The sequence below is a fragment of the Pedobacter sp. FW305-3-2-15-E-R2A2 genome (assembly GCF_038446955.1).
GTDB lineage: Bacteria > Bacteroidota > Bacteroidia > Sphingobacteriales > Sphingobacteriaceae > Pedobacter.
The window spans coordinates 480,615-506,417 of record NZ_CP151803.1 but is presented as its reverse complement, the minus strand read 5'-3'; the positions used below and the strand labels follow the sequence as shown (position 1 = coordinate 506,417).

Genomic DNA, 25,803 nt, shown 5'->3' with positions numbered 1-25,803 from the left:
CAACTATAAACCGACATTTAAGCCCAGCATATAGGTTGTTGGCTTAGGATAATCGAAAAAGGTTTGTCCCTGTGCAAAAGCGTTGGAATAAGTAGTTACTTCAGGATCATTTCCGGAGAACTTAGTGGCCAGGAAGAAATTCTGCACACTTGAATAGACCCTAAGTCTGCTTAATTTCAGCTTTTTCGTGATCTTTTCAGGGAAGTTATAACCTAATAAAAGGTTTCTGCCGCGAATGAAAGATCCGTCCTCTACCCAACGGGTATCCACGTTTGTCACATATCCGGCTCTGGTATCACGGATTGCTGCGATCGGTGTATTCTGATTTTGAGGCGTCCAGGCATTTAACACAGAACTGTAGCTATTGGCCAGTCCAACACGATCTTCGGCAGAGTGCTTCGTCATATTGAGCACATCATTACCCGCAGAATACTGAAGCTCTACGGTCAGGTCTACATTTTTGTATTTAAAGGTATTGGAAAATGATCCCCAGGCTTTTGGGCTACCATTTCCGATGATCATACGATCGGCATCATTGATCTGATAATCGCCATTTACGTCCAAATATTTAACATCGCCTGGTAATATCGTTTTTCCTCTGTAGTTGTATTTTGCTGCTTCGGCACGTTCGCTTTCACTCCATGTTCCAAGACGGGTTAATCCCCAGAAAGAGCCTACTGGTTCGCCAACGCGGATAATTCCGGTTTCATTTGTAAAACCAGGGTTTCCTACGCCAAAAATGTCTGCCGGAGTCGCCAGTGAAAGCACTTTATTTCTGTTCATGGAAATATTGAACATGGTATTCCAGGTAAAGTTCTCCGTACGGATGTTCACCGTATTGATGGCAAACTCCAGTCCTTTATTTACCATGCTCCCGATATTCCTCGTAATAGTACCATATCCGCTGGTCAATGGCACTGGTGCATCCAATAACATATCGGTAGTTTTACGGTAGTATACATCCGCCTCGATGTTTATCCTATTGTTAAACAATCCCAATTCTACACCAATATCAGATTGACCTGTTTTCTCCCATTTGAGATCAGGATTCCCGAGTCTGTTCGTTCCCACGCCGGCAAATCTTGTATTGTTGAAAATCGCCGCATATCCGGTTCCTAAAACTCCTAGTGAAGAAAAGCTCGGTATTTCAGAATTCCCGGTTAAACCGTAACTGGCACGAAGTTTCAGGTTAGACACCACCGGACTCCCTTTAAGAAACTCTTCTTCGGAAACTTTCCATGCCACTGCTCCTGAAGGGAAAAACGCATATTTATTGTTTGATCCGAATTTGGAAGAACCGTCCATACGTCCGGTTGCTGTAAACAGATATTTATCTTTAAAGCTATAATTTAAACGTCCGAAGTAAGAGTTAAACGCAAAACGATCCGCTCTGGAACTTCCCGGAATCGGCTTACTCGCCGCTCCCAAATTGTTATACAACAGGTAGTCCGTTGAAAAATTTTCCCCGCCTACTGCGAAGCCAAAAATATTGGTTTCCTGCCATGACAAGCCCAACAATGCGGTGATCGCATGGTCCTTGGCAAAACGCTTGTTATAGGTCAGGTAATTTTCAAAAGACCAATAAGTTTCCCTGTTATTGTCTAAAGTAACACTTCCTTTCTGATCAAAAGAGATGCCATACAAACCACGTCCGTTGTATTCTGAACGACCTCTGGTCACAATATTTGCCCCAAGAACACTGCGGAATTCCAATCCCTCGGCGAGGTTAATATTGGCATAAGCATTTCCAAGTGTATTTTGTGTTTGCAAGATATATTTACGGTCTGTCAGGATATGAACCGGATTGGATCCTCCTTCAGCGCCTGGATAATTCTGATTATCTGCCCAGGATCCATTAGGATATTTAACCGGTAAAAAAGGGAAACTTTCCGTGATCATCCTTACAGAGTTTAATCCTCCTGTGCCTATATCCACCAGGTTTTCTGATTGATTGGTATAGTTTAAGCTTCCACCCACTTTCATCCATTTCTTGATCTGGCTATCCATTGTAAATCTTCCCGAGTAGCGTTTCAGGTAAGAGTTTTTTAACAAACCATTGTCATCGCGGTAATTCAAGAACAAACCATAACTGTTCTCCGCATTACCGCCTGTAAATCCAAGCTGATGATTTTGGGAAAGTTTGTTCTGTGTTGCTTCTTTAAACCAATCCGTATCGTACAAAGGATTGCCATTGGAATCAAAAAGCAGCGGCAGGGTTTTTCTTTTAATTCTTGGGTCGACATATTTTCCTGCGGCAAAGCCTTCAGGATCGTAGATTTTGGAATTTTCGAAAGCCAGGTTTTCTACTTCGATAAATTCTTTGGCATTGAGCATTTCTACTCTTTTTGGTCCAATGGTCGGCACACTAAAATCAACATCATAACTGATTTTACCACCCGTCGTAGACCCTTTTTTGGTGGTTACTAAAATAACCCCATTTGCACCCCTTGCTCCATAGATCGCAACCGAAGAAGCATCTTTAAGCACTTCTACAGAGGCAATATCCCCTGGGTTTAAAAAGTCTATCGCATTGCTGTTCTGTGTTTGTGAACCTACCGGAAGAATAACACCATCGATAACGTACAATGGGTTATTGGTGGTTTTGATGGAACTGAAACCACGGATCCTGATATTGGTCTGACCACCCGGGCGACCAGAATTTGAATTCACCTGTACTCCTGAAATACGTCCGGACAAGGCCTGGTTTAAAGAAGCTGCAGGGCGTTCCTTCAGTTGTTCTTCTTTTACAGATCCTACTGCACCGGTAACATCAGATTTCCTTCTTGTTCCGTAACCTACCACGACCACGTCGTCCAGGTTTACACCTTCAGCAGGCACCAGTTTGATGCTCAAAGGTGTTGCACCAGATCCCGCAGCACGGGTCTGTGTTGTATAACCGATATAACTGAAAGATAGTTGCTCCGCAGCACTTTCTACTTCAATGCTGAAACGGCCTGAAGCATCTGTTACGGTTGATTTATTTGTTTTTAAGGCTTTAATTCCCACACCCGGGACAGGCTGAGACTTTTCATCCAGCACTATTCCGCTGATGGTTATTTTTTGTGATACCCCCTGAAAGAAAAAAGAAGCATGTGAATTGGCACCGGAACTGCTTCCCGCTGCCATCGCAGCAAAGGATCCAATTCCCGTTAGGCAGAACATAGGAAGTCCTGCCAGAACTAAGTGTTTAATTTTCATTTTTGTTGTTTTTAGGTTAGTAAATTATGGGTTGGGCATTTGGGAATGCCTGCTGCTTCAACATCAATGGTTCATGATGGCGGATGCCGAAGCAGGGATTGGTATTGAATGATACTAAACCGTTTTAATAATTTAATATCAATGTTGAGTTGGCTTATTTATTCATGGGCTTTGCGTTAGGGGTGAATACTCGGGTTGATTATTTGGCAAATAGTAATACGTTTTATCAATTCCTCCAAAAAAAGAGTTTGGAGTCAGGTATGCGATTAATTCCAGAAATGCCGGTTGAATTGGATTGCCCATACGTCGGCACTCCTTTGAAGATAAAAGGCTATAAATTGCTGAAAACTAAAGGCTAATACGTTTTATAATTTCGCTAAGGGTATTCTATTAGAAATAGTAAAGACATTCATATTTGGTTATATTTAGGTTAGCTAATAATTTCGGTAAAGCATCAGGCTCGAACTAATACGTTTTACTAAACCAATATTAAAGAATAAATCCTAAATTTCAAACAATATCTGAAACTAAATGTAATTCAGGGTTTTGGTGGATTTAAAGCCCTTTGAGGAAGCGCATGATGAGCTTCGCTGTTCTTTCTGAGGCACCTGCGGTTCCCATTTTACCGGATAATTCGGCATAATCCTGTAGCATTTGCCCGCGTTCGGCACCTTCCAGCAGATTTTTCAGGTTCGTACTGATCTGTAAAGTATTACAATCCTCCTGAATAAGTTCTGTAACGACTTTCCTATCCATGATCAGGTTCACAAGGGAAATAAAACGAATCTTGACCAGCATTCTGGCGATTGCAACAGAGATTGCTCCTCCCCTATAGACCACAACCTGCGGCACATGAAACAGCGCAGTTTCCAGAGTCGCCGTACCTGAGGCCACCACAGCGGCTTTTGCGACATGGAGCAGCTGATAAGTTTGTCCGAAAACAAGGGTCACGTTTGCAGCGTTGATAAACTGCCGGTAATAGGCTTCCTCGAAGCTTGGCGCTGCTGCCACTACAAATTGCTGTTCAGGGAAATCCGCGGTGACGCTTAACATATCCGGCAGCAGGCGTTCGATCTCCTGTTTCCTGCTTCCCGGCAAGAGCGCGATGATGTCTTTATCAAGCTGGTATTTGCTGCGAAAATCCAGATCAGGAACAAATTGTGCGATCTCATCCAATAATGGATTTCCCACATAATCGACCTCCATTCCCCAGGTCTTGTAAAAGTCTACTTCGAAAGGCAGAATGCAGAATAGCTTGTCCACAATTCTTTTTATTTTAAGCACTCTTTTCTGATTCCAGGCCCATACTTTGGGAGAAATATAATAACATACTTTAAGGCCATTTGCTTTCGCAAATTCTGCAATTTTAAGGTTAAAACCAGGAAAATCAATCAGGATCAATACATCAGGATGGTAAGCAAGGACATCCGCTTTACATGCCTTCATGTTCTTGAAGATCGTACGAATGTTGAGCAATACTTCGGTAAAGCCCATAAAGGCCATTTCTGAGTAATGCTTTTTCAATTCCCCGCCTTCTGCCTGCATCTTGTCTCCACCATAGTAACGAAAATCAGCAGACTCGTCTTCCGCTTTAATGGCCTTCATTAAATTAGCGCCGTGCAGATCTCCGGAAGCCTCTCCCGCTACTAGGTAGTATTTCATAATTTATTGGTTAATTTTATAGAAAAAGAACACAAAAGCCCATATGAATGTGGCACTGATAATGCCTCTTCCAAGGTTTTCTTTATTCAATTTAAAGAAATAATGGAGTAATCCTGCATTTACCGCAATACAGGCAATCAGCAGCAGATCTGCTTTCGCAAGGAAAGGGTAACGGTGCATGAGAAACCAGACGATGCTGCCCAGAATTCCGGGGACCATAATTCCGATCCCCAGACCTATAAATACCGAATCTTTAATCTTTTTTAACATCAAATGTCCAGGAGTTTAAAATAGGGATGGCATGGTGTGCAGTCAGGTCAAACTGTACCGGAACAACGGATACAAAGCCATTTTCCAAAGCCCAGACATCCGTATCCTCTCCTTTATCATTGTTCTGGAATACGCCTGTTAACCAGTAGTACGGGCGTTGATATGGATCTTTACGTTCATCAAATTCTTCTGCCCATTTTGCATTTGCCTGTCTGCATATTTTGATCCCTTTCAGCTCTGCTCCTCTTGGAAAGTTGACATTCAATAGCGTCGCCTGTGGCAAACCATGTTTCAGCACCTCTTCAGAAATAGATTTAATGAATTTTTTGCAATGGCTAAAGTCTGCACCTTCAGAAAAATCATCCAGAGAGAAACCGATAGAAGGAATTCCTTCAATCGCTCCTTCCACCGCAGCAGACATCGTTCCTGAATAGATCACATTGATCGAATTGTTCAGGCCATGGTTAATTCCGGAGACACATAAATCAGGCTTTTTGCCTTTAAAAATTTTATTTACTGCCAGCTTTACACAATCTACCGGAGTGCCGGAGCATTTGTACATTTCTACGCCTTCGTAAAGATCAACGTGATCAAAACGCAATGGTTTTCCGATGGTAATGGCATGCCCCATTCCGGATTGCGGGCCATCAGGAGCAACAACAACCACGTTGCCCAGCTCTTTCATCACATCAATCAGGTTTTTAATTCCCGGTGCAGTGATTCCATCATCATTTACCACTAAAATATTAGGTTTAGACTTTTGCTTCATCATGTCTGTAAAAATACAAGATTTCGAGAGAATGTTCAGGAATAATGCACATTCCAAGTATATTTGAATTATAACTTATTAAACATGAAGAAGAAATTATTACTGTTCGCCTGCTTTTTGATTGCAGGAACGAGCATGATGGCTCAATCCGGGTTCCAATGGAAAACGGCCAGTTCGGGCGGGTATACGTATAAATATGTAACCAATGACCCTACTCAATCTCGTTTTTACACCTTAAAAAATGGATTGACGGTTATTTTATCCGCAAACACAAAAGAACCAAAGATTGAATACCGCATGAGTGTCAGAGCGGGTAGTAATACAGATCCCCGTACTGCAACAGGACTGGCACATTATCTGGAACACCTTCTTTTTAAAGGAACCGATAAGTTCGGAACTTTAGATTTTGCAAAGGAAAAACCTTTGTTGGATAAAATTGACGGCCTTTATGAGCAGTATAACAAAACGACTGATCCTGCTAAACGTAAAGCCATCTATGCGCAGATTGACAAAACTTCCGGTGAAGCTTCGAATTATTCTATCGCCAACGAGTACGATAAAATGATGAAAGCGATTGGTGGTCAATCTACCAATGCCCATACCTGGTATGAAGAAACCGTTTACAATGAAGATTTCCCTTCCAATGCAACAGATAAGTTTCTGGCTTTGCAGGCAGAACGTTTCCGCAACCCAATTTTCCGTATTTTCCATACAGAATTAGAAGCTGTTTATGAAGAAAAGAACCGCGGACTGGATGAGGATGCCTGGAAAGTAGAAGAAAAAACAGCAGAGCTGCTTTTCCCTACTCATAATTATGGTCAACAGACCACGATCGGTACCGTAGAGCACCTTAAAAATCCTTCACTGGTAGAAATCAGAAAATATTACAATAAATACTATGTTCCGAACAATATGGCATTGGCCATGGCGGGAGATTTTAATCCGGATGAAATGATTAAGAAAGTAGACCAGTCTTTTTCTTTCATGCAGAATAAACCGGTTGTACTTTATAACCCTGCTCCGGAAAAACCTTTGACAAAAATTCAGAAACTGGACATCTATGGTCCAAGTGCGGAAAGTGTCAGATTATCTTACAGGGGATACGCGGAGAACAGCAGCCAAAGTTTACTATTGGACCTGATCTCCAGCATCCTTGCCAATGGTAAAGCTGGTTTAATCGACATCAACCTGAACAAACAGCAAAAAGTGCTTCGTGCAGGTGCAGGTTATCAGCAAATGAAAGATTATGGGGTCTTTACTTTAAATGCCCAGCCTAAACAAGGACAGACTTTAGAACAGGCGAAACAATTGCTGTTAGACCAGCTCAATATCCTTAAAAAAGGAGAATTTGATGAAAGTCTGATTAAAGCTACTGTGGCCAATCAAAAGTTAAGCTTATTGCAATCTTTTGATAACAATGGCTTCCGTGTAGAGGCGGTAACGAATGAATTTATCCTGAACCGTGCCAATAAATGGGACAAATCTCTAAGCGGTCAGGATGCGATGGCAAAGCTGACTAAAAAGCAGGTAACAGACTTCGCCAATCAATTCTTCAAAGACAATTATGTGGTTACTTACAAGCATAAAGGAGAAGACAAGAGCATTGCGAAAGTGGAGAAACCAACCATCACCCCGGTAAAGACCAATGCGACGGAAACTTCCCCTTTTGCAAAAAACCTATTGGAAATGCCTTCCTCAGAGATTGCACCCAAATTCCTGGATTACCAGAAAGATCTTTCTTTCGGCAAAGCAGGAATCGCTGATGTAATTGAAGTGCAAAATAAAGAAAACCCTATTTTCCGTTTGTCTTACCGCTTTGAAATGGGCGCATGGAACAACAAACTCATGCCTTATGCAGCGCAATACCTTGCATTCCTGGCTACAGATAAATATACTGCAGAAGAGATCAGCAAGGAGTTTTACAACATTGCCTGTAACTATACCTTCACGGTAAGTAACGAGGTGGCTACCATCAATATCAGCGGATTGCAGGAAAATTTCGATAAGGCGGTGACGCTGGTAGAGCACATCTTAGCGAACTGTAAGCCTAACGAAACCGCTTTAGCAGGACTGAAAAGCAGAATTCTGAAGTCCAGAGAAAACAATAAGTTAAATAAAGCGATGATTCTGAATGGATTAATGAGCTATGCACAATATGGCGCCAGTAATCCTTCGAACTATACCCTGACCAATAATGAGGTGAACAACATCACTTCAGCAGATTTACTGGCCATTCTTCACAATGTGAATAACTACGAGCATACGATTACGTATTATGGTCCGCAAAGCTTGCCTGAATTTACCGCAAACATCAGCAAGCTGCATAAACTTCCGGCTACGTTCACACCTGAGCCTCCGGTAAAAAAGTTTGTTTATACCAACAACGCAACAAACCAGGTTTATTTTGCCGATTATGATATGGTGCAGTCGGAAATCAGATGGGTAAGAAATGCCGGCAAATATGAAGCAGACCTTGCGGGTAAAGTAAACCTTTTCAATAGCTATTTTGGCGGCGGTATGGGTTCTATCGTTTTCCAGACCATCAGAGAATCCAAAGCATTGGCATACTCTACTTTTGCCGTTTATTCCGCACCAGACAGAGCAGATAAACAATATGCAATGGTAGCTTACGTAGGTAGTCAGGCTGATAAAATGAACGATGCCGTAAAAGGAATGAATGAATTGTTAAATGATCTTCCTGAATCTGCAAAATCATTCGAAGCCTCTAAGTACAATGCAATGAATGCGATTGAAACCGACAGAATCACCAAAGATGACATCATTGCCAGCTACTTTGCCAATAAAAAACTAGGATTGGATCATGATTCAAGAATTGATGAATACAAGGAGCTGAAGCCTTTAACCTTTACAGATATCAAAGCTTTCCATACCAATAATGTGGCCAATAAGCCCTACAATTATTGTATTGTTGCTTCCGAGAAAAATGTAAAATCAGAGGACATGCAGAAATTTGGAACAGTGAACAAATTGACCCTAGAACAGATATTTGGTTATTAAAAACTGATTTCAGAGGTCTGGTGATGACCTTTAACGAAAAAGCCCTTGCTTGAAAAACCCCCAAAAAGTTAGATACTTATTGGGGGCTTTTTTATTCCATTATTACAATGATTTGATCCAGGTGACCAGTTCATCACGGGTCTTCCCGGTTTTCTGTTGTAACTTTCCATACAACTCCTCATCTTTCCCCTCTTCATATTTCAAATCATCATCGGTAAGATCCGCATAAGCTTGTTTTACTTTACCCTTGATCTCATTCCATTTTCCTTTTAATTCTAACTTATCCATGATCCGTTTTTTTAATGTTTAACAATAAATAGATACCATAATAACAGGTTTTGAAAATATTTGTTTGATTTCATGTAACCTTTGGCCTGTTTTGTTCATCTGGTATATAGGGGACATTCCGATTTTCAACCCATAAAAACCAATAGAACTGATATGAAAAAACTATTTTACGCCTCCCTTATTTTACTTTCCTTGTCTCAAAGTTCCTGCACCATGATGGTCAAGGGTCTGGTCAAAGCAGTAGTGAAAGGATACAATGACCATACCGACATGAACGTTTCTTCTTTTCAGCTAATGGATCAGCAAGGAAAGAAACATACTTTTGCCAGTTTATACGAAGGTAAGACGGTCTATTTCTATGTATGGACCAGTCCGTCAAATCGCCCTCCTGGAGAAAAGGATAAGGATTATACCGCTTTAAAGAAACGTTTTGAAAAGTACCCTGATGTCGTGTTTGCCGATTTCTTTATCGGGACAGATCAGGCAGCCTGGACTGCTGATGATCAAAAAACCAGTGGTCAAAACAATTATTTTCTCGTTCATGACGAAGCATCCAAAAAATTCCTTTCTGCACTAAAAGAATCCACTATGGTTCCCTTTATTGTTGGAAAAGATGGAACCATGCTCGCTTTTAAGGGGCCAAAGCCTTATGACCATACCCTGGTTGATTATGTACTTTATGAAGCGAGAAATGGCATAGACGGGACTGCTTCTGCAAAAGCATTGGTCAGAGGGGTAAACAGCAATGAGAAATTTAAGACACAGCTATTAAAGGACTGGTACCAGGGGCAGTTCAACAAGAATCCTGACAAGGTTAATTTCAGCGTCTCTTCTACGCAGTAAAAAACCTGAATATCCTGATTAATCCCAAAAAAACGGGCCTAATCCATAAAAGAGGCCCCTGTTCTTTTTGAATATTGAAATGCCCCTAATAAGTCTGTTTATTAGGGGCATTTCGCATTAAGGGTTTCTTTCTGAACTACGAAAAAAACTTATTTCTGAGATTTCTCGATGATTTCTTCTACTACAGCGGGATCTAATAAAGTAGTGATGTCTCCAAGATTTGAAGTATCTCCTTCTGCAATTTTTCTTAAAATACGTCTCATAATTTTACCGGAACGTGTTTTAGGCAATCCCGTAACAAAAAGAATTTTATCCGGTTTAGCGATGGCACCGATTACACGGGTTACCGTTTGCAGGATATCTTTGCGGGTAAGTTCTGCATCCTCATGGTGGTTCGGGAAGATGACAAATGCATAGATACCCTGGCCTTTTACTTCATGAGGGAAACCGACCACTGCGCTTTCCACCACTCCGGCGTGCATGTTAATGGCATTTTCCACTTCAGCAGTACCAATCCGGTGTCCGGATACATTGATCACATCATCTACCCTACCGGTGATTCTGTAATAACCATCCTCATCTCTCAAACAACCATCACCGGTAAAGTAAAGGTTTTCGTAAGTAGAGAAATAGGTTTGTTTACAACGTTCATGGTCTCCATAAGTTGTACGGATCATTCCCGGCCATGGAAACTTAATACAAAGGTTTCCGTTTACGCCATTTCCTTCAATCTCATTTCCGTTTTCATCGACCAGGATCGGTTGAATACCGGGCAATGGTAAAGTCGCATAACTAGGCTTGGTAGGCGTTACAAAAGCGATCGGGGAAATCATGATTCCACCCGTTTCCGTTTGCCACCAGGTATCTACAATCGGACATTTACTTTTTCCGATGTTTTCATCGAACCAATGCCATGCTTCTTCATTGATCGGTTCACCAACAGAGCCCAGTACGCGAAGGGAACTCATGTCTATGCCATTTAAAGGCTCTTCTCCGAAGCTCATTAAAGAGCGGATGGCCGTTGGTGCAGTATATAAGATGTTTACTTTATGTTTCTCTACCACCTGCCACATTCTGGAAGCATCCGGATAAGTTGGAATTCCTTCGAACATCAGGGTTGTTGCGCCCTGAGAAAGCGGACCGTATACGATATAAGAATGTCCGGTGATCCAGCCGATATCAGCCGTGCAGAAAAACACTTCGTCTTTCTGGTAGTTAAATACGTTAGAAAAGGTATATCCTGCATAGACCATATAACCACCAATGGTATGTACTACACCTTTAGGTTTGCCGGTAGAACCGGAAGTATATAATATAAACAACAGATCTTCGGCATCCATCTCTTCTGCCGGACAGTTGGTATCTACTAATTTTATTTCATCCTCCCACCAGATATCACGGCCTTTAAGCATGGATACCGGTGTACGGGTATGGGTCAGGACGATTACACGCTCCACTGTCGGGCATCCGATCAGGGCGTCGTCAATCACTTCTTTCAATTGAATTTGTTTATTTCCTCTGAAGGCACCATCGGCAGTGATGACGACCTTACATTCGGCATCATTGATCCTGTCGGCAATAGATTTGGCGGAAAATCCACCGAAAACAACGGAGTGGACGGCGCCAATCCTTGCGCAAGCCAATACAGCTACAGCAAGTTCCGGAACCATAGGCATATATATACATACCCGATCTCCTTTTCTAACGCCGTTTTTCTTTAGCACATTGGCAAACCGGCATACCTGTTCATGTAAAATTTTATAGCTTAAAGTGATGCTATCCTTCTGAGGATCATTAGGCTCCCAGATAATAGCCGGTTTATCTCCATTTTCTGCAAGGTGACGATCAAGGCAGTTCTCGGTAATGTTTAACTTTGCCCCTTCAAACCATTTAATGTTCGGTTCGGAGAAATTCCAGGACAATACTTTGTCCCATTTCTTTCTCCACAAAAATTTGTCTGCTATACCAGCCCAGAATTGTTCGGGCTGCTCAACGCTCAGTTTATACGTTTCCTGATACTCTTCAAAAGAATTAATTTGCATGATTTGGTTTAGGTCAATAACTAAAACTCAAATATACCTTTATTAAAAAGCTAACAAAATTTTAATGACAGGTTTTGGGTGCTTTCCTGAATTTCTTTTTAAACCAAATGCACTCCTGGATTGTCTATTGTTTAACCTCAAACACCGACTTATGAGTAAACAACTATTCGACCAGATTTCCGAAACGCTAAGGCGTGCTGAGCTGGCCAACCAGCATTACCGTACAGATTCTTTAAAATGGAACCTGGATACCCATAAGGCTCAGCATCAACACCTCCGCTCTTTACTCAAGGAGATTTACGAGCTGCTCCTTCCCATTACTATTGTTTCGATGATGAAGGCCATTTCCCTGCCGGGGATTTCGGAGCTGGAGTTACATGAGGTCTTACATCCGCAGCTGAAAACGCCGCATAAGGCTTATGGGGTAACGGCTACGTTGTATCATTTACAAACACATAAACAGGTCTGGCTACAGCAATTGAGCCAGGAAGAAAGGCCGGAACTGGTGCATTATATTAACGAAGCGAGGCGTTATGTGCTGCAATTTGAGAATCTTTTAGGTGATTTGGAAGAGGCAGTGGTCGTTTAATCCGTTTAAATGTTGTATATTGCGCCCCGGGAGCGTCCTCAACAGGAATCTAAGCTACAGTTCGCAACGTGCTGTAAATAAATTGAAAATATTTTAGATACCTACTTGATGATTACAAATATTTTATTGATATTTGCACACTCTTAAAAAATTAAGAAAGAACAATTAACACACTATATTTAAAGGCATGTCTAGAGTTTGTGATTTAACCGGAAAAATGGCAATGACAGGTTTTAATGTTTCTCACTCAAACGTTAAAACTAAGCGTAAGTTTTATCCCAACTTACAACTTCAGAAATTTTATATTCCTGATGAGGATCGTTGGATAACACTGAAAGTTTCTACTTCAGCTATCAAAACCATTAATAAAATTGGTATTACTGAGGCGATTAATCGCTTCATGAAAAAAGGATATTTGTAAATAACAATGGTTGATGTGAATCGACCTTAAGATTAATAAAATGGCAAAAAAAGGTAACAGAGTACAAGTTATTTTAGAGTGTACGGAGCATAAAACTAGTGGCATGCCTGGTATGTCTAGATATATCTCTACTAAAAACCGTAAAAACACTACTGAGAGATTAGAATTGAAAAAATTCAATCCAGTTTTGAAAAAGGTAACTGTACATAAAGAAATTAAGTAATACATTTAGTATTTAACTAAATACAATCTATTTAGATCATGGCAAAAAAGGTAGTTGCAACCCTTAAAACGGGAAAAGGAAAAGAATATTCAAAAGTTATTACAATGACTAAATCACCAAAAGGTGCTTATTCTTTCAAAGAAGTTATTGTTCACAACGATCACGTTCAAGATGCTATTTCTGCATCTAAAAAATAATTTTAATATTTAATTATATTAAAGCCGTCCCTTTTAAATGGGAGGGCTTTTTTTGTTTAGTTATACATTCGTATGGGTTTATTCGATTTTTTCAAGAAAAAGGAAACCGCTCCGGAAGCGCAGGAAGCTCTAGACAAGGGATTAGAGAAAACTAAAGAGGGCTTTTTGAGTAAGATCACCAAAGCAGTTGCCGGTAAGTCGACTGTGGATGATGATGTACTCGATAATCTGGAAGAAGTTTTGGTTACTTCCGATGTTGGAGTAAGTACTACCTTAAAAATTATCGACCGGATTCAGAGCCGTGTAGCTAAGGACAAGTATTTATCAACATCAGAATTGCACCGCCTTTTGCGCGATGAGATTCAATTGATGCTTTCCGAAAACAACAGCAATGATTTCCGTAAATTTGAATACGGACAACATAAGCCATATGTAATTATGGTGGTTGGCGTAAACGGTGTTGGTAAAACGACGACGATCGGAAAGCTGGCGCATAAGCTGAAGGCAGAAAACCTGAAGGTAGTTTTAGGTGCAGCAGATACGTTCAGAGCGGCCGCTGTAGAACAGATTAAACTCTGGGGTGAGCGTGTTGGGGTACGTGTGGTTGCACAGGCCATGGGTTCAGACCCGGCTTCTGTAGCTTTCGATACTTTACAGTCTGCGGTAGCCAATGGCGAGGATGTCGTGATTATCGATACTGCCGGACGTCTGCACAATAAGATCGGTCTGATGAATGAATTGGGCAAGATCAAAAATGTGATGGAAAAGGTAATCCCTAATGCACCACATGAAATATTATTGGTACTAGATGGTTCAACCGGGCAAAATGCCTTTGAACAATGCAAACAATTTACAGAGGCGACCGATGTAAATGCATTGGCCATTACCAAACTGGATGGCACTGCCAAAGGCGGTGTGGTGATCGGAATTTCTGATCAGTTTAAAATTCCGGTAAAATACATAGGCGTTGGCGAAAGCGTAAACGACCTGCAATTATTTGACAAAAAAGCTTTTGTGGACAGTTTATTTAATTAAACATTATTTAAAGATCCGCTTCAAGATAAAAAACACACATGAATACAAAAACCACATCTAAGATTATCCCTGTTAAAAAACCTAAAATCAATGTAATTACTTTGGGTTGTTCCAAGAACCTATACGATTCAGAAGTTTTAATGGGTCAGCTTCGCGGCAATAGCATGGATGTGGTTCATGAGTCTGATAAAATGGGTAAGGATGATATTGTAGTCATCAATACCTGCGGTTTTATTGACAATGCCAAACAGGAATCTATCGATACGATCCTGCAATACAGCGAACTTAAAGAGGCTGGAAAAATAGGAAAAGTAATCGTGACCGGCTGTTTGTCTGAAAGGTACAAACCAGAGCTGGAAGCAGAGATTACCAATGTAGATGCTTTCTTTGGTACCAACGATTTAAATAACATCTTACATTCCTTAGGTGCGAATTATAAACACGAACTGATCGGGGAAAGGTTATTGACCACTCCTTCTCATTTCGCGTATTTCAAAATCGCAGAAGGCTGTAACCGCCCTTGTTCTTTCTGTGCCATTCCGTTAATGCGTGGAAAACACGTTTCCCGCGACATGCAGGAGTTGGTGAACGAAGCAAAGATCCTCGCAGCTAACGGAACAAAAGAATTGATCCTTATCGCTCAGGACCTGACCTATTACGGTTTGGATATTTATGGAAAACGTAACCTTGATGAATTGTTAAGACGTCTTTCTGATGTTCCGGGAATTGAATGGATCAGGTTACAATATGCCTACCCTTCCGGCTTCCCTATGGAGATCCTGGATGCGATGAACGAACGTGAGAACATCTGTAAATATCTGGATATGCCTTTACAGCACATCACAGATAACATGTTAAAGTCGATGCGTCGTGGGATCACGAAACAGAAAACGATAGACATTGTGAACCAGATCAGGGATAAAGTACCTAATATCGCCATGCGTACCACTTTAATTTGTGGATATCCTGGTGAAACGGAACAGGATTTTGAAGAAATGCTGAGCTGGGTAGAAGAAACAAGATTCGACAGGTTGGGATGTTTCACTTATTCTCATGAAGAAAAAACACATGCTCATAATCTGGTAGATGATGTACCGGATGAAGTGAAACAAGAACGTGTGGATGCGATCATGGAATTACAACAAGGAATTTCATTTGACATCAATCAGGAAAAAGTAGGAAATACCTATAAAGTTCTGGTCGATAGAAAAGAAGGGGATTTCTTTATCGGACGTACAGAATTTGACTCTCCGGAGGTTGATAATGAGGTTTTAATTGATGCTGCAACGGGTTATGCCGCCAATGGAAGCTTTGTTAATGTGAAGATTGACAGGGCCGAAGACTTCGATCTATATGGACAAATTGTAAAATAAAAGCGGGATGTAAGGAGTTCTGGTTTATTAACTTAAATTCGTGGCAATGCAGGCCAAATACATCTCTTACCAGGAAACAAATGCCTTCTCCTCCGCTGTATTGGATTACATCAGTGGGAAGGATCAGTTAAGTGCTTTTTATAAGTATACACCGGATTTTGAAGGCTTTGCAAAGGCCATCGCCAACCGTAACTTTAAAGGAAACAGGTCTACATTGACCCAGGTTCTCCAAAAGCAATATTCAACTATTGAGCCCTCGGCTTTAGTAGCACAAAACATTAACCTTCTGGCTGATGACCGGACTTTTACCATTACGACCGGTCATCAGCTCAATATATTTACCGGACCCCTTTATTTTATTTATAAGATCGTTACTGCCATCAATCTTGCAAAGGAGCTGAAGGAGAAATTTCCGGATTATAATTTTGTGCCCGTGTACTGGATGGCGACCGAAGATCATGATTTTGAAGAAATCAATCATGTGAAGATCGAAGACAGAATGCTGACCTGGAATAAGAAGGCAGCAGGTGCTACCGGAAGATTGAGCACAAAGGACATCACGGAAGTGTTGATCGCTTATAAAGGTTATCTCGGCATTACTGAAAATGGCTTACAGCTTTCTGAAATTGTAGATCATGCTTATACTCATCATGAAAAACTTTCTGATGCAACACGCGAGCTGGTGGATGCTTTATTTGGAAAGTACGGATTGGTTTGCGTAGATGCAGACGAACATGAGCTTAAAAAGCAATTTGCGTCTGTTATTGAAGCCGATATTATCGGGCAACACAGCTTTAAGCATATTTCTTCCAGCAATGCTTTACTGGAAGAAAGAGGATATAAAACACAGGTCAATCCCAGAGAAATCAATTTCTTTTATATGACCGATCAGCTTCGCGAAAGGATCACTGAAGAAGACCAGGTTTATAAGGTGATGAATACGGACATCCGTTTTACGGAAGCGGAGCTGCGACAGGAGATCCTTGATTTTCCAGAGCGGTTTAGTCCGAATGTAGTGATGCGTCCGGTATATCAGGAAATCATCCTTCCCAACCTTGCGTATATCGGAGGTGGTGCCGAACTCACTTATTGGTTACAATTGAAAGCCAATTTCGATTATTATCAAATAGATTTTCCGGTATTGCTGCTTCGTAATTCGGCCCTGGTGATTGATAAACGCAGTCAGACAAGGATGCAAATTCTGGGAATTAACCATACCAATCTGTTTAAAGATCCTTTGACGCTGAAGAATGACTGGATAAAAGCCCATGTCACTTTACAGTTGTCGCTGGACGATGAACAGCGTGCCATCAGCGCCGTTTTTGATCAGATCAAGCTCAATGCTTATAAAATTGACAAGACGCTGTCTCAATCCGCCGATGCGGCTAAAACAAGAGCCTTAAAGCTCATCGCCAATCTGGAGAAAAAAATGCTGAGGGCAGAAAAGCGCAAGCATGATACTTCACTCACACAGATTGACAATTTAAAAGAAAAGTTATTCCCTACCGGAGTTTTACAGGAACGTGTATTGAACATTGCTCCTATGTATGTACAGTATGGAGATGACTTTATCAATTCGCTGATTCTTAATTTTAAACCACTGGACCATCAGTTTACGGTTCTCTTTGCTACATCATAATGATTTTTCACACTTTTACCGAACAAAAACTACGTCAGTTTACAGAAAGTGTATTCCTGAAAATGGGATGCCCTGTTACTGATGCACGACTGGCTGCAGATGTCTTGTTAAAATCTGACCTGAGGGGAATAGATTCCCATGGGGTAGCCCGTCTGAGTGGCTATGTGAGGTTATGGGAAAAAGAACGGATCAATGCGATACCAGAGGTCAGGATAGTCCATGAGACAGCTACTACCGCTACCGTAGACGGAGATGCAGGACTAGGTTTAGTAGTTGCTCCCTTTGCAATGAAGGTAGCGATTGAAAAGGCAAAAATTTATGGAAGCGGATGGGTGGCCGTTAAAAATTCCAATCATTTTGGGATTGCCGGGTATCATGCCTTAATGGCGGTAGAGCAGGACATGATCGGGATCAGCATGACCAATGCAAGTCCGCTTGTAGCCCCTACTTATGCCAATGAAAGGTTGTTGGGAACCAATCCGATGTGTTATGCTTTTCCTGCAGGGAAGTATCCTCCACTAGTGGTAGATATGGCAACCGCAGCGGCAGCAAATGGGAAACTGGAAATCGCCCAAAGGGCAAACCAACCTATTCCTGAGGGTTGGGTACAGGATAAAGATGGAAATTCTTCAACGAGTGCACATCAGTTAAAAGATGGAGGTTCCCTCCTACCCTTAGGTAGTGATAAAGACCATGGAAGTCATAAGGGTTATGGTTTGAGTGCGACAGTTGACATTTTATCAGCAGTGCTATCCGGTGCCAATTATGGACCCTGGGTACCACCGTTTGTTGCCTTTCTGGAACCTTCGGCAAATCCTGTTGGGGAAGGTATCGGCCATTTCTTTGGTGCCATGCGGATAGATGGTTTCCGTCCGGCGGATGATTTCAAGCAACACCTGGACAACTGGATTGAGCGGTTTAAGTCTGCTAAGACGGTTGATCCGGATAAAAAGGTGATCATTCCAGGTGAGCCGGAATATGCTTTTGAACAGGAACGGAAAATTCAGGGCATTCCTTTGATCGATGTCGTAGTGAATGACCTGAATGAACTTGCTGTAAAGCTTGGGATTGAAGGACTTTAATTCTTACTTGTCCAATTCGAGATTTTCATCCCCTTCTTCATATTTAAGAAAGACCATCAGCATGGTCATCATCTCATCTGTTGTTTTCATGTCGTTGGCAGAAAACACCATTTTTGGAGGGTGATTGGGATTGTTGGGATTCTCTTTGGTATTGTCGTAAAGTGCTTCGATAGTTAAAATTGATCCTTTTGGAATCTTTATCAGTTTTTTATACCTGTAAATTTCCTGCCATTTGAAATCCCATGAAGGAATAGAAACCAATTTAATGGTATCGCCCTGCGGGGTTACCGCATACGCTTTAAAAGTCTTACCCAGCAAATGCATGTGTGGCCATACGTATAACAGAGATTGATCCTGAGGCGTTACAATTTTAAGGTTAAAGGCTTTCGTCGTATCCGCAGGAATCATAAAATAAGGCTCAATGGAGCTTTCTCCAACTCCTGCTGAACCCAGGCTAATCACATCGACCTTTCTTTTAACCGGGGATTTGGTGAAGAAAAAGTTGATGCCAGACATTTCCTCTTCATCTTTACCTGTAGGGGCATAGTGAATGGTTAGTAAGATCACACCACGTTTGGGCATTATCCAGCCAAAATCTTTAGGATAGGACTCAAATGAAGTTCCGGGAATCCAGCCTCCATAATAATCCATTTTCTTTTTGAAAGGCAGGTATTGATCGTATTGGCTCCGGTCTGATCCACTGAGGTCAACATAATCTGCTCCCTGAAGAATGTCCACATCGTTTTCCACAGGATGAACGGCAAAGTTTGCATGGTGGATTACTTTTTTATTACTCGAAACAAACTCCACTGCCTCTACATTTTGATCCTTAGCCAGGTCAAAAGGGATTTTAAAGACCAGGAATCTTTCTTCATTATCGCCCTTAATAAAAAACGGTTTAGTTACTTTCAGTACTGTATCTGGCTTTCTATGGTATTGTGTCCCACTAATAAAAGCCGTTGCTGAGGTTTCTTTCGCTGTTTTTTTTGCAGATCCTTCGGGCATTTTACTGTCTACCCACTTTACAATCAATTCCTTTTCTGCTTTACTCAGAGAGCGGTCATTATGGAATGTTCTGTAATTGTTGTCTGGTTTCCAGGGTGGCATATAGCCAGACTGTACGACGTCCTTAATAAAGGTTCCTCTTTTAGCCACATCCTGATAGGTTAGCAAGGAAAAAGGTGCGGCTTCTCCAGGTCTGTGACAGGGCGCGCATTTTTGCTGAATAATAGGGGCAATATGCGTCGAAAAGGTGATTTTTTGAGCGACGATTTGATTGCAAAAAAAGAAGGAAAGAAAAGTAAAAATCAGGGTTCTCATAGCTATAAGAAATGTAGGAATTATATGTCGTTTATCAAACAGCCTATGGGCTTGGTTTGTGAGGTGGTGGGGATTCTTTGGTTTAAAACATCTTCGATGGCATTTTCAAGAAATTTCTCGGTAGTGATCTTTCTTTTTTGCCCCAGGCCGCTTGCCCAGTTGTCGATCAGTCCTCTATAGGGGATGGCACCCTGTTTAGAGATGAGGATACTTTCGGGTGTTGTCGTGGCTTTTAAATAATGCGTCAGTTCTTTTTTTCTGTCGATAAGCAGGTTAAAGCTGACCTTATATTCCTTTTGAAAATCATTGATCTGCTTTGCAGTATAGGCAGTGCCGGGGAATATTCCGCAGACCCGTACCTCTGCGTATTTTTTTTGAAGGGCATTGAGCACCTGGATATAGTTTCGGCAAAGCGGACATTCCGGAGATAAAAACACCAGCACAGTTAGTTTTGTCGGAGGTATCGTTTCATTTTTCCCGTGATCATTTTGCAAGGTGATGCTGTTTATTTTTTTCCAGGAAACAGTTTTTAACTGCCCTTTTACGGAGACCGATAAGAGTAGCAGGAGCAGCAGGTTTAAGTAATATGATTTCATGTCCGTATAGCTCTTTAATAAATAAGGGTGCCACAATGGGCACCCTTAATATAATTATTATAATGTTATTTTTTATCCCACCATACGCGGCCGAAGATATCACTTGGACCCTGTCCGAAGTCAGGATCTTTTTTCATATCATTATAAGCATCCATGATATTTTTATAATTCAGGTTTGAAACTGTAGGGAAAGGTAAAGCAGCTCTTCTTGGAATTGCCTGTTCTGTACCCTGAGCGATCAATTTCTCTAAAGGAAGTACGCTTGTGGCATTTGGATAACCTGTTCTTTTATACAAAGCCCAAGCTTCACTTGGTTGCTTAAAGAAGTGCAGGTAAGCCTGGCAAGCGATCTGGTCTATTCCTTTCGCAGGATCGTAAGCCACTGAAGGCATAGCCAGATAGGCTGTAATTTCCGAAGGCGTAGCCGCTACATAGTTACTTTTGTTTTCTCTATCTACAATTTTAGCTCTTAGCGCCATATCATCATACATCATGATTGAAGCGGTAATTCCTTTATCATACCAACCTTTTGCTGATTCGCCTGTTACTCCACGTGCGGCTAGTTCAGCTCTCATGAAACAGAAATCAGCATACGTAACCATTGGGAAAAAGTTAACACCTGTCCCACTATTTTCACCTGCAGCGAATAATTTAGGCTGAAGATTGGAAAGTGTATCCAGAACAAGAGTTCCTGGAAGACCGTTGGCCTGTGTGACGTTAATAGTTACACTATTGAAAAATTTCGCAAAAGCAGGAGCTGCAGAAGCGTCAGGACTAGTTGCTACACCATAATAGCGTTTAGCATCGTATACTGAATTTGCAGGAATTTTCCCTTGTGCTTTAGCAGCGTCAAAATTGGCTTGAGAAAAGTAGTTTGGCTGATAAAAAAATCTGATCCTTGGATCCGCATTGGTGTACATGAAATCCACTACCGGTCTCGGTGCTCTGATGCTTAATACTGACCAGTCGCCGCCTTCAGCCATATTTGAATTTGTTTCAAATGTCCAGCTATCTGCATTTTCAACCATAAGGTTAGCAGGAGTAGCTAATATTTCCTGAACCTTTGTTGTCATTTTAGTTGGATTTCTTTTCATGAGGCGCATCGCCATTCTCAAACGGATTGCATTTGCCGTTTTTACCCATTTCATGCTCGATCCTTTAAAGAATAAATCTTGAGCTCCATAGGAGGTCTGACCAGCTTCCGGGGTACTGGTTAGCTTCTGAATTGCTTCTTTTAACTGTCCATCTAATACATCAAATAATACTTCCTGAGTATCATATTTAGGCGTAAACGTACCTCCATATTTACCTTGGAAAGCCTCTGTATAAGCAATACTTCCATTGATATCAGAAACATAAAATGCATAATATGATTTAATAATTGATGCAATTGCAACCTGATGTACACGTTTAGCCTGTTCTTCAGCTGACATTTGTGAAATGATATGCACCACATCTGTGAAAGAAGCCCCTATTCCAGGATAAAACATATTGTATCTTGTGTTCTTCAGGTTACCTGACTCCGTCACAAAGGATACACCATTTCCGTTTAGCGGTGTCGCCATCTGCATCCACGGCATTATCCCACGAACATTGTCATAATACCATTCTGAACGTTCGTTGTTCATCCTGATAGAAGCATTCATGAACTGTTGTTCAGGAGTAATTTTATCAAGTAAGGACGGATCATTATTCAGATCTACAAATTTCTCCTTCTTACAGGATGATATTGAGATGCACGCAAAGGCTACTAAACCTATCCATGCTTTATATTTTGTTTTCATCTTAATTTCTTTTTAAAAATATTTTACAAACTCCGGTTCTATAGACTTGCTTTAAGTGATAGCGCAAATGTGCGGGTATATGGAGCTCCTCCATATTCAGCAAATGCTCCCGGGCTATTTGAGAATAACGATTCCGGATTGATATGATCTGGAAGGCTGTTATAAATGTAGGTTAGGTTTCTTGCAATAAAGCTCAGATTAACTCGGTTGAATTTCATTTTATCTGTAAATCTTTTTGGCAAGGTATACCCTACTGAAACTTCTCTTAATGCCACCCAGTTATTCTCGAATGTAGAGTACTCTCTGATTCCTGTAGCCCACTGCGTTAATCTTGCATAGTGAACACGTGCACTAACTGGTTGAATTAGTCCTTTACCAACCGCATCAGCAAATGTGGTACCACCAACATTTACATTATTGATGATTGTTCCGTCAGCAAAAATACCTTCAGGAATAACACCATCATTAAATGTATTTCCAGCAGCATCTTTTCTTACTACTCCTCCATGATCTGCTGAACGGCCAGGTAGCGTGCTTTCAAACACCCCAAAGTTTGAGCCATACTGATGAGTTCCGGAAGCCATCAAGCCACCTACTTTTGCATCAATCTGGAAACCAAAGTTAAAGTCTTTATACCTGAAGCTATTGATGGAACTGGCAGTGAATTTCTCCATCATACTACCTAATTTTTTATTCCCCTGACCTGCATCACCACTTCTCCAGTAGCTGCCATTGGCTTTTAACATCTTTTGTCCATTACGCGGATCATCAATATTATTCCCCTGTGCATCTTTGGCCTGGTAAGCAGCAAAACCATATCCTGTGTAAATGGTACCATATTCTTCTCCTTCAATAGCTACAGAAGACATATCTGCACCAAAAGCGTTCGCTAATGTTACGCTCGTCACACCCGGCGCAAGTTTGATGACCTTATTTCTGTTGCGGGCAAAATTCAACGTACTGTTCCACTCAAAATCTTTGGTTTTAATAGGTGAACCATTGATTAAAAGTTCAATACCCTGATTCTGTATATTTCCGGCATTAATTAATTGTCTGTCTACACCACTTTCTCCAGGAACCTGTAGAGCCAGGATCTGATTGTAAGTATTTTTTCTGTAGAATGAAGCGTCAATACCGATACGGTCATTCAGGAAACGCATTTCTGTACCAATTTCAAATTCTTTGGTCAGCTCATTTTTAAGATTGCCATTTCCTTTAATGAATTCCGGATATCCATAACGTGGCATTTCAATATCCTTCTCATTTTTATAAGTACCAAGGAATTTATATATACCTCTACTCGTTTCGAAAGGGCTAGTTCCAAGGCCGGTATGGCCATAGTTGGCCCTAAGCTTTCCATAAGAAAGGAATCCTAATCCCGGTACATTTTTCAATGACTCAGAGAAGATATAGGCCAAACCTACTGATGGATAAAGGTAGCTATAGTCGCCAGTACCATTTGGATAGGTCAAAGTTGAAGACCAATCGTTACGAAGACTGACATTCAATGTCAACATATTCTTATAAGAAATGTCCCCATACGCATATATCGCGTCTGTACGCTGACTACCATCAAGCGTGTTGTTGGTTATTAGCGTCTTTACAGAATTACCCAAGAAGAATTTACCTGGATCTTTCAGACCACCATCGGTTCTGGTATAAGTTGTGTTCTTTCCGAAATCACTTGTTGTTTCTCCACCCAAACTAAGATTAAAATCAAAATTATCATTGATTTTACGGCTTGCATTCAACAAAAATTGTAATCTGGTGCTTCTCTGATCAGATTGTCCTATCCCGTATTCTCCACCTACAAATCCTACTCCATCTCCGATATTTTTTACCTCGTTTATGATGTTCACCTGGTTAAGTGTTCCTCTAACCATTGCATTCAACCAAGGTGTAATGTTAGCCGTAACCTCTACATTTCCCCTGAAATTGTTTTCTTTTTGTCTGTTCTTTTTAGTGTATAAATCATACCAGAAAGACGATAGTCCATAAGCATCCGCATCATCTCTTAAACGACCACCATTTACTTCATCTCTATAATGGTTCATCCAATATTTGGTATCATAGCTTCTAGGATTTGCATAAGTTAAAGCAAACAAAGGACTGCTGTTATTAGACTGGTTAATTGGATTTAGCACATTACTAACGGTATAGTTTACCCCTGCATCAACAGTAAAAATCTTCCCGATTTTTCTTGATCCTCTAAAATCTACCGCATCACGGTCAAACTTATTGTTAGGCAAGACTCCTTTGTTCAACATCTTTGTATAAGACAATCTAAAGTTTCCATCTTCATTAGCACCTTGAAATGCAAGATTTGAATTGCTATAGATTCCATTATTATAAGCATCTAAAATATTATTAGGCTGCGCATTCCATTTAATGATACGTCCATCGATATCCCTAACTTCAGATCCATCATATTTTGGACCAAAACTCCAGAAATAATTGGCTTTATCAACTTCCTGCATTCCATTTGCATCCTTGGTAAAAGTCGGAGCTAAACCTCCACCAAATTCATTTTGAAGATCGAAAGTACGGTAAACTTCCTCTACAGTTTGTGTGTGAGAAAAGGAAATACCCAGGCCTTGTCCTGATTTACCCTTCTTCGAAGTAATTAAAAGCACACCATTTTGAGCTTTTGAACCATACAATGAACTTGCCGCGGCACCTTTTAATACGGTAATGCTTTCATAATCATCCGCATTTAAGTTTTTCATGATGTTACCAAAATCCTGAGGGCTGTTTCCATAAGAATCCGCACCTGTAACTCCAGGTTGGATTAAAACCCCATCAATCACTACTAATGGCTGAGTATTGCTACTTAACGATGCATTTCCTCTGATCCTGATTCTTGAAGAAGATTGAGGTCCACCTGCTCCTATGTTAATCACCACACCTGCAACCTTACCATTTATCGCATTTACCAAATTCGGCTCATTTGCACGGGTAAGATCATCACCTTTAACTTCCTGAATAGAATAACTTAGTTTTCTCGTTTGTTTTCTAACACCAAAACCCGTTGTTACTACAACTTCATTTAAGGTTTGGTTGTCTTCTTCTAAAGTAACACTGATACTTTTCTTATCTCCAATGGTAATTTCCTGAGTAACATAACCGATCAGGGATATTCTTAAAACACTTGCAGGTCCCACAGAAATAGAGAAATTTCCGATTTCATTAGTTGCGGTTCCATTTTTGGTACCTTTTTCATTCACAGAGACCCCTGGCAATGCCTGTCCCCGATTGTCTTTCACAGTCCCCGTAAAAGATTTTTGTGCGTAAGACCCTATTGCAGAACAAGTCAGCAACAGCATCCAAAAACACTTCAGGTAAAATTGTTTCATCTTTTTTGATTTAATTGTTAGAATTTAAGTTAATTGATTGGTTTGCGTGTATTCTTTAAAAGGTTTTAGCTTATCCCTAGACTAAAACACTTTTCTATATT

The 25,803-nt window shown here is 40.9% G+C and carries 20 protein-coding genes; 10 read left to right on the top strand and 10 right to left on the bottom strand.

The window, feature by feature from the left end; all coding sequences use genetic code 11:
* Positions 1 to 3: 3 nt before the first annotated feature.
* From AAFF35_RS02020 to surE, 4 genes are all read right to left on the bottom strand, one after another.
* Positions 4 to 3,198, bottom strand: coding sequence for a TonB-dependent receptor (locus AAFF35_RS02020; protein WP_342330644.1), 3,195 nt, complete (start codon positions 3,196 to 3,198; stop codon positions 4 to 6).
* A gap of 555 nt (positions 3,199 to 3,753) precedes the next feature.
* On the bottom strand, positions 3,754 to 4,860 hold the full coding sequence (lpxB, locus tag AAFF35_RS02015) for a lipid-A-disaccharide synthase (protein ID WP_342330643.1): 1,107 nt from the start codon (positions 4,858 to 4,860) through the stop codon (positions 3,754 to 3,756).
* A gap of 3 nt (positions 4,861 to 4,863) precedes the next feature.
* A complete protein-coding gene (locus AAFF35_RS02010; protein WP_342330642.1) occupies positions 4,864 to 5,130 on the bottom strand; it encodes a stationary phase survival protein SurE in 267 nt (88 codons plus the stop codon).
* Entirely contained in the window at positions 5,114 to 5,902 is a 789-nt protein-coding gene (gene surE / locus AAFF35_RS02005) for a 5'/3'-nucleotidase SurE (RefSeq protein WP_342330641.1), read from the bottom strand. Before surE ends, AAFF35_RS02010 begins: the two co-directional genes overlap by 17 nt.
* Before the next feature lie 81 nt (positions 5,903 to 5,983).
* On the opposite strand from surE, the gene AAFF35_RS02000 reads away from it, so the two are divergent.
* Positions 5,984 to 8,917 (top strand): insulinase family protein, encoded by a 2,934-nt coding sequence (locus AAFF35_RS02000; protein ID WP_342330640.1) that lies wholly within the window; start codon positions 5,984 to 5,986, stop codon positions 8,915 to 8,917.
* A gap of 102 nt (positions 8,918 to 9,019) precedes the next feature.
* Here the strand turns inward: AAFF35_RS02000 and AAFF35_RS01995 are convergent, their stop codons facing one another.
* Complete coding sequence (locus AAFF35_RS01995; protein WP_069378916.1) at positions 9,020 to 9,205, bottom strand: CsbD family protein; 186 nt, start codon at positions 9,203 to 9,205, stop codon at positions 9,020 to 9,022.
* A gap of 153 nt (positions 9,206 to 9,358) precedes the next feature.
* Here AAFF35_RS01995 and AAFF35_RS01990 point away from each other — a divergent pair, with 153 nt between their 5' ends.
* On the top strand, positions 9,359 to 10,048 hold the full coding sequence (locus AAFF35_RS01990) for a hypothetical protein (RefSeq protein ID WP_342330639.1): 690 nt from the start codon (positions 9,359 to 9,361) through the stop codon (positions 10,046 to 10,048).
* 149 nt (positions 10,049 to 10,197) lie between these two features.
* Here the strand turns inward: AAFF35_RS01990 and acs are convergent, their stop codons facing one another.
* Entirely contained in the window at positions 10,198 to 12,090 is a 1,893-nt protein-coding gene (gene acs / locus AAFF35_RS01985; protein WP_342330638.1) for an acetate--CoA ligase, read from the bottom strand.
* A 151-nt stretch (positions 12,091 to 12,241) separates the two neighbouring features.
* Here acs and AAFF35_RS01980 point away from each other — a divergent pair, with 151 nt between their 5' ends.
* The 8 genes from AAFF35_RS01980 to AAFF35_RS01945 all read left to right on the top strand — a co-directional run bounded on the left by AAFF35_RS01980 (position 12,242) and on the right by AAFF35_RS01945 (position 18,649).
* A complete protein-coding gene (locus tag AAFF35_RS01980; protein ID WP_342330637.1) occupies positions 12,242 to 12,679 on the top strand; it encodes a hypothetical protein in 438 nt (145 codons plus the stop codon).
* A gap of 187 nt (positions 12,680 to 12,866) precedes the next feature.
* Complete coding sequence (rpmB, locus tag AAFF35_RS01975; protein WP_039866682.1) at positions 12,867 to 13,100, top strand: 50S ribosomal protein L28; 234 nt, start codon at positions 12,867 to 12,869, stop codon at positions 13,098 to 13,100.
* A gap of 40 nt (positions 13,101 to 13,140) precedes the next feature.
* Positions 13,141 to 13,323, top strand: coding sequence for a 50S ribosomal protein L33 (gene rpmG / locus AAFF35_RS01970; protein ID WP_008242799.1), 183 nt, complete (start codon positions 13,141 to 13,143; stop codon positions 13,321 to 13,323).
* Positions 13,324 to 13,361: 38 nt separating this feature from the next.
* A complete protein-coding gene (locus AAFF35_RS01965) occupies positions 13,362 to 13,520 on the top strand; it encodes a DUF4295 domain-containing protein (protein ID WP_073229713.1) in 159 nt (52 codons plus the stop codon).
* Between the two features lie 72 nt (positions 13,521 to 13,592).
* Complete coding sequence (ftsY, locus tag AAFF35_RS01960) at positions 13,593 to 14,555, top strand: signal recognition particle-docking protein FtsY (RefSeq protein WP_124587522.1); 963 nt, start codon at positions 13,593 to 13,595, stop codon at positions 14,553 to 14,555.
* 38 nt (positions 14,556 to 14,593) lie between these two features.
* The gene (gene rimO / locus AAFF35_RS01955) at positions 14,594 to 15,928 is read left to right on the top strand and encodes a 30S ribosomal protein S12 methylthiotransferase RimO (RefSeq protein WP_342330636.1); all 1,335 of its coding nucleotides are present in this window, start codon (positions 14,594 to 14,596) and stop codon (positions 15,926 to 15,928) included.
* Positions 15,929 to 15,974: 46 nt separating this feature from the next.
* Positions 15,975 to 17,567: a bacillithiol biosynthesis cysteine-adding enzyme BshC gene (bshC, locus tag AAFF35_RS01950; RefSeq protein WP_342330635.1), complete on the top strand. Its 1,593-nt coding sequence runs from the start codon at positions 15,975 to 15,977 to the stop codon at positions 17,565 to 17,567.
* Complete coding sequence (locus tag AAFF35_RS01945; protein ID WP_342330634.1) at positions 17,567 to 18,649, top strand: Ldh family oxidoreductase; 1,083 nt, start codon at positions 17,567 to 17,569, stop codon at positions 18,647 to 18,649. The genes bshC and AAFF35_RS01945 overlap by 1 nt, the downstream gene beginning before the upstream one ends.
* A gap of 3 nt (positions 18,650 to 18,652) precedes the next feature.
* Here the strand turns inward: AAFF35_RS01945 and AAFF35_RS01940 are convergent, their stop codons facing one another.
* The 4 genes from AAFF35_RS01940 to AAFF35_RS01925 all read right to left on the bottom strand — a co-directional run bounded on the left by AAFF35_RS01940 (position 18,653) and on the right by AAFF35_RS01925 (position 25,702).
* Entirely contained in the window at positions 18,653 to 19,969 is a 1,317-nt protein-coding gene (locus AAFF35_RS01940) for a cytochrome c (RefSeq protein WP_342330633.1), read from the bottom strand.
* Positions 19,970 to 19,989: 20 nt separating this feature from the next.
* A complete protein-coding gene (locus tag AAFF35_RS01935) occupies positions 19,990 to 20,565 on the bottom strand; it encodes a redoxin domain-containing protein (RefSeq protein ID WP_342330632.1) in 576 nt (191 codons plus the stop codon).
* A gap of 65 nt (positions 20,566 to 20,630) precedes the next feature.
* A complete protein-coding gene (locus AAFF35_RS01930; RefSeq protein ID WP_342330631.1) occupies positions 20,631 to 22,349 on the bottom strand; it encodes a SusD/RagB family nutrient-binding outer membrane lipoprotein in 1,719 nt (572 codons plus the stop codon).
* 38 nt (positions 22,350 to 22,387) lie between these two features.
* Positions 22,388 to 25,702: a SusC/RagA family TonB-linked outer membrane protein gene (locus tag AAFF35_RS01925; RefSeq protein WP_342330630.1), complete on the bottom strand. Its 3,315-nt coding sequence runs from the start codon at positions 25,700 to 25,702 to the stop codon at positions 22,388 to 22,390.
* Positions 25,703 to 25,803 lie beyond the last annotated feature (101 nt).

Excerpts from the sequence above, each read along its gene's own strand:
- AAFF35_RS02020 (WP_342330644.1), bottom strand. The coding sequence starts at position 3,198 with ATGAAAATTAAACACTTAGTTCTGGCAGGACTTCCTATGTTCTGCCTA.
- lpxB (WP_342330643.1), bottom strand. The coding sequence starts at position 4,860 with ATGAAATACTACCTAGTAGCGGGAGAGGCTTCCGGAGATCTGCACGGC.
- AAFF35_RS02010 (WP_342330642.1), bottom strand. The coding sequence starts at position 5,130 with ATGTTAAAAAAGATTAAAGATTCGGTATTTATAGGTCTGGGGATCGGA.
- surE (WP_342330641.1), bottom strand. The coding sequence starts at position 5,902 with ATGATGAAGCAAAAGTCTAAACCTAATATTTTAGTGGTAAATGATGAT.
- AAFF35_RS02000 (WP_342330640.1), top strand. The coding sequence starts at position 5,984 with ATGAAGAAGAAATTATTACTGTTCGCCTGCTTTTTGATTGCAGGAACG.
- AAFF35_RS01995 (WP_069378916.1), bottom strand. The coding sequence starts at position 9,205 with ATGGATAAGTTAGAATTAAAAGGAAAATGGAATGAGATCAAGGGTAAA.
- AAFF35_RS01990 (WP_342330639.1), top strand. The coding sequence starts at position 9,359 with ATGAAAAAACTATTTTACGCCTCCCTTATTTTACTTTCCTTGTCTCAA.
- acs (WP_342330638.1), bottom strand. The coding sequence starts at position 12,090 with ATGCAAATTAATTCTTTTGAAGAGTATCAGGAAACGTATAAACTGAGC.
- AAFF35_RS01980 (WP_342330637.1), top strand. The coding sequence starts at position 12,242 with ATGAGTAAACAACTATTCGACCAGATTTCCGAAACGCTAAGGCGTGCT.
- rpmB (WP_039866682.1), top strand. The coding sequence starts at position 12,867 with ATGTCTAGAGTTTGTGATTTAACCGGAAAAATGGCAATGACAGGTTTT.
- rpmG (WP_008242799.1), top strand. The coding sequence starts at position 13,141 with ATGGCAAAAAAAGGTAACAGAGTACAAGTTATTTTAGAGTGTACGGAG.
- AAFF35_RS01965 (WP_073229713.1), top strand. The coding sequence starts at position 13,362 with ATGGCAAAAAAGGTAGTTGCAACCCTTAAAACGGGAAAAGGAAAAGAA.
- ftsY (WP_124587522.1), top strand. The coding sequence starts at position 13,593 with ATGGGTTTATTCGATTTTTTCAAGAAAAAGGAAACCGCTCCGGAAGCG.
- rimO (WP_342330636.1), top strand. The coding sequence starts at position 14,594 with ATGAATACAAAAACCACATCTAAGATTATCCCTGTTAAAAAACCTAAA.
- bshC (WP_342330635.1), top strand. The coding sequence starts at position 15,975 with ATGCAGGCCAAATACATCTCTTACCAGGAAACAAATGCCTTCTCCTCC.
- AAFF35_RS01945 (WP_342330634.1), top strand. The coding sequence starts at position 17,567 with ATGATTTTTCACACTTTTACCGAACAAAAACTACGTCAGTTTACAGAA.
- AAFF35_RS01940 (WP_342330633.1), bottom strand. The coding sequence starts at position 19,969 with ATGAGAACCCTGATTTTTACTTTTCTTTCCTTCTTTTTTTGCAATCAA.
- AAFF35_RS01935 (WP_342330632.1), bottom strand. The coding sequence starts at position 20,565 with ATGAAATCATATTACTTAAACCTGCTGCTCCTGCTACTCTTATCGGTC.
- AAFF35_RS01930 (WP_342330631.1), bottom strand. The coding sequence starts at position 22,349 with ATGAAAACAAAATATAAAGCATGGATAGGTTTAGTAGCCTTTGCGTGC.
- AAFF35_RS01925 (WP_342330630.1), bottom strand. The coding sequence starts at position 25,702 with ATGAAACAATTTTACCTGAAGTGTTTTTGGATGCTGTTGCTGACTTGT.